We start from the raw sequence: 4,634 nt of genomic DNA on the forward strand, positions 1-4,634 counted from the left end.
CGTTATGGAGGGCATATATCAAGATCGCCAGCGTGGTCGCCATGGCAACCGATCGCTGAGGGGACGTTAGCAACTGGGTGGCTCGCAGTATCAGCAGCGTCGTTGCGAGGTTTCCAAACTCGAACAACAACACCGGCACCAGCGCCCGCAAGGCCCCGGCATCGCGTAAAGCGCCCAGGTCGAGCCGTCGCGCCGAGGACCCGCCACCGGGACGCGGGCTATGCCGGGACTCGCGTGCGGCAACGATGATCGCGGCCGCCGCAAGGAGACCGGGAATCGCGGCCAAGTACAGCGCGGGTCGGACACCGACCCAGGCCACCAAACCGGCCGCCAGCAACGGACCCGCGACCGCGCCGAGGTTGTCGCCCGCCCTTTCCAGCCCAAATACCCTGCCCTGCGCCGATGTCGGGCTCAGTGAAGCGAGTAACGCATCCCGGGCCGGGGACCGCAAACCTCGGGACAGCCAGGCGATCGCACGCAACGCACCGACTTGCCACACGGTTACCGCCGCACCAATCGCTCCAGTCGCCACCGCGGTGCCCAGATAGCCACCGGACGCGGTTGGTGCACGTCGATGTGGATCGTTGGCCAGCGGGCCCGCGACGAGCTTCATCGCACCGGCCAGTGCGTCACTGATCCCGTCAATCAGGCCGAGTGCCGCCGCGGAGGCGCCCAGCGTGCCAGTGAGAAATGCTGGCAGCACCGACGTCGTCACCTCATGGCCGGCATCAGAAAAGAAGCTTGCGGCACTAACCGCACCAACACCCGGTGTGAGCCAACGGTCCTTGCCTGCGGCGACCCCACCGTCACCACTTACTCCGTCAGCGCCGCTCATACCTCTCCCGGAGCCGTCGTCATCTGTCAGTTCGGACGAGCCTACGACGCGTTGTTTGCCCGCCGGGCCACTACGCTGAGTTAGCCAATCACCGCAACAGTGGGCGGTTGATCGATAGCCGTCCGCAACACGGGGAGGTGCGGTTGTGAATCCGGCAGGCTACGGGATCCTGCTGCTATGCGGACCGTTGGCGGCCGTGGCGGCAGTCTGGTTGGCCGAGCGGGTGGGCGTACCGTACCCGGTCCTGCTGGTTGGTGTCGGAGCGGCGCTCAGCTTGCTACCAGGGGTCAGCCTGCCCGTGCTGTCGCCGCATGTGGTGTTCTATGTGTTTCTTCCGCCGTTGATTTATTACGCGGCGTATTTCATTGCACCGGATGATCTTCGCGCCAACGCCCGCCCGATCGGCCTGCTGTCGGTAGGACTGGTGATCATCACGACCGCCGCGGTCGCCGCGGTTTTGGTGGATACCGCCAAAATGCCTGTGGTGGTGGCTTTGGTGGCCGGTGCGGTGGTGGCGCCCACCGACGCGGTTGCCGCGACATCGGTGTTCAAGCGGCTCGACGTGCCGGAGCGGCTCGCGACAATCGTCGAGGGCGAGGGACTGACGAACGACGGCACCGCATTGGTGCTCTACGCAGGTGCGGTTGGCGCCGCGGTGGCCGGCGCCGTGCATCCCGGCCCGCTCATGGTGACACTGCTGGCGGCCCCGGCGGGCGGTGCTGCGCTCGGTCTCGGCGTCGGCTGGGTAGCTGTGCAGATTCGACGGCGAATCGACCAACCGTTGTTGGAGATCACTATCTCGCTGGCGACCCCCTACATCACCTATGTGTTCGCTGACGCCGCCCATCTATCGGGTGTTTTGGCCACCGTCACCGCCGGCGTATATGTCGGCTCGCACCTCAGCGCCATTTTCGCCCCCGGCGCACGTCTGCAGGCTTTTGCGGTCCTCGATGTTCTGGTGTTCCTGCTGAACGCGGTGCTCTTCATGCTCGTCGGCGCGGAGCTTGTGCGTTCGGTGCACTGGGTGCCGGAGCTGACCGCGCTGCGACTCGTGGCGGCGGTGCTCGCCGTCGTCATTGTGGTGATCCTGTTACGGCTGGTCTGGATGCTAATGGGACCTGTCACCGCGAAGCTAGTCGGGCGACCGCGCGCCGAGCCGGTGTGGCGCCAACGCGTGGTCGTGGCGTGGGCCGGCATGCGCGGCGGCTTGTCGCTGGCAGCCGCGTTGGCCATACCGCTGCAGCGCGCTGACGGTTCGCCCTTTCCCTACCGCGACGTGGTGATCATGGTCGCGGCCGCGGTGATCGTGGCAAGCCTGCTCATCCAGGGCACCAGCCTGCCGTGGCTGCTGCGCCGGCTCGGGCTACGCGCCGAGGATTTCGGAACCGAAGAGAACAAAGCTCGGCTGAAGGCGGCCCGTGCCGCGTTGGAATGGCTGGACGAGAATTCCGGCGCCGAAAGTGCCGATGAGGCAACCAAATCCGCCCGCGCACTCTACGAGGCCAAGGTGCGGCGCCTGCAACTGAGCCCGCCAAGCGATGACGACTCCGACGACGCCCGGGAGATGGAACGGTACCGGGCATTGCGACTGGAACTGCTGGGAGTCGAGCGATCAGTGCTGATGGAATTGCGGCGCGACGGACGCATCAACGCCACGTTGTTACGCACCATCGAACGTGACTTCGACCTCGAGGAAGCCCGGATCACCGGTTCGTAAGCATCGATTCGGACAGTTACCTCGTCACTTGATCACCGCGGCTGCCCGTGCGATCCGAGATCCCACGTCGTAGGCCAGGATTTGGGCGGTGGCATCCGGAACTCGGCTGACGGCCGCGGCCATCCTGTCGGCGGTGCGGTCGTGCAATAGCCGGCCCACCAGTGGCGCATATGTTCGCCGCGGCAACAGCACCGTCACCTTGGTGCCTGGATCGTCGTGGACCTCTTGTAGGACCAGTTCTTGCGCGGCCCGACTCAGGTGGCGATCCGGGCACTCGATCATCCGTAGCGGAGTCTGGCCCTCGTAGTGCTCCCAGCGCTGCTGCAGCCGCGCGGCATGCACCGCATCGATCACGAAGTGGACCGCGGTCAGCTTGTCGGCTTGCAACCCGGTCGCGTAATGCAACGCCTCGACCACCGCGAGGTCGAAGTGGTCCACAAAGACGAACACCCGATTCCGCGGGTGCCCGACCACGTCCTGACGCTCGGTCACCAAATTCTGCAAAACCGACGCCTCGGCGCGGTACTGCCGGTTGAGCCGCATCAAGGCGAACACCAGCAGCGGCATGACAACGACCACCAGCCAGGCTCCCTCGGTGAACTTGGCCACCGCGAAGATTCCCACCACGATCGTCGACAAGATCCCCGCCGACAGGTTGATCGCCAACTTGCGTCGCCAACCGGGCTCACGATGGGTCAGCCAGTGTTTGGTCATGCCATAGCCGGCCATCGAGAATCCGGTGAACACACCCATCGCAAACAGCGGCACTACCGCGTCGACCGAGCCGTTGGTCACGAGCACCAGTGTCACCGCCAGTGCGGTCAGCACGATGATGGCGTTGGAAAACACCAAACGATGACCACGTTTCATCATCGGCCGCGGCAGAAAGCTGTCCTCGGCAATGAAACTCGTCAGCGCGGGAAAACCGTTGAAGCTGGTATTCGCACCGAAGAACAAGATCGCCGCGCTGGCCGTCTGCAGGAGCAAGTACGTGATGTGCCCGATCACCCCGTTGCCGAAGACCGCCCGGCCAACCTCGGACAGCATCGACGGATATTCAAGCTTAAAAGGAGTCGCGTGGGTGGCATGCACCAGGTAGATGACGCCGACCAACAAAAATCCAAGGATGCAAGCCATGCGCGTCAGTACCCGGCGGGCATTAGGCCCCTGCGGCTTACGAAAGACATTGACCGCGTCGGTGATCGCCTCGACCCCGGTCAGCGAGGTGCCGCCGTTGGCGAATGCCCGCAGGAATACCAGAACGGTCGCGCCCATAATCAAACCGTTGCCCGGATGGACCCCCACCGCCCCGGGAATGCTCGCCGGATCGTATTGCGGTAAACCCCAGAATATTTGACGAACCACACCGGTCACGATCATCACCGTGAGCATGACGATGAAAGCGTAGACGGGCACGGCGAATATCCGACCCGCCTCCTTCATTCCGCGCAGGTTGGCGTAAGACATGAGCAGCAACGCACCCACGGTGATTACCAAGTGGTAGGGGCCCAGTGCCGGTACCGCCGATACCACCGCAAACGTGCCCGACGCGCACTGCACCGCCACGGTCACCACATAATCGATCAAGAGCGCGGCCGCCGAGATCTGCGCAATGCGGGGCCCGAAGTTGCTCCGCGCGACCAGGTAAGAGCCGCCTCGTTGGGTGTACGCCATCACCACCTGGCGATACGACCCGGTCACCAACGCCAAAATCAACAAGATGATGCCGGCGATCGGAAGCACCAACACGTACGCAGCCATCCCGGCATTCGGCAGCAGCTCAACCATGATCTGCTCGGGGCCATAAACCGTCGATGAGATCGCGTCTGGCGAAAGCGCGCCTAGCGCAACGGTATTGGATAAGCTCTCGTGTTCCAGATGCTCGCTGATCAGCGGCTTCCCGAGGAAGAACCGCTTCCACGCGTCGGAAAAGGTCGACGGGACCCTCTCTTCGTCAGGCAGATCTGTCACGTCCGTCACAGCGATGTGTTTCCCGTCCCTCGAGCCAGCTGGCGAAATACGTCCGGGCGTACTAACCCCTTTGTTTGGGCTGGGCTTTCTCGGCGCTCGTGGGTGTCTTTG

At 64.1% G+C, this 4,634-nt stretch carries 2 protein-coding genes and 1 pseudogene; 1 reads left to right on the top strand and 2 read right to left on the bottom strand.

The features are described 5' to 3' along the window. Window positions 1-835, bottom strand: an 835-nt coding sequence (locus WBF82_RS21850; protein WP_424385021.1) for an MFS transporter, incomplete at its 3' end; no start/stop codon positions are given. Between the two features lie 145 nt (window positions 836-980). Here WBF82_RS21850 and WBF82_RS21855 point away from each other — a divergent pair. Then, window positions 981-2,552: a Na+/H+ antiporter gene (locus WBF82_RS21855; RefSeq protein ID WP_424385022.1), complete on the top strand. Its 1,572-nt coding sequence runs from the start codon at window positions 981-983 to the stop codon at window positions 2,550-2,552. 42 nt (window positions 2,553-2,594) lie between these two features. Here the strand turns inward: WBF82_RS21855 and WBF82_RS21860 are convergent. After that, window positions 2,595-4,523, bottom strand: a pseudogene (locus WBF82_RS21860) (APC family permease); the annotation flags it as partial. Between the last annotated feature and the right edge of the window lie 111 nt (window positions 4,524-4,634).

Origin of the sequence: Mycobacterium sp. (genome assembly GCF_049673265.1) — a bacterium.
Classification (GTDB): domain Bacteria; phylum Actinomycetota; class Actinomycetes; order Mycobacteriales; family Mycobacteriaceae; genus Mycobacterium.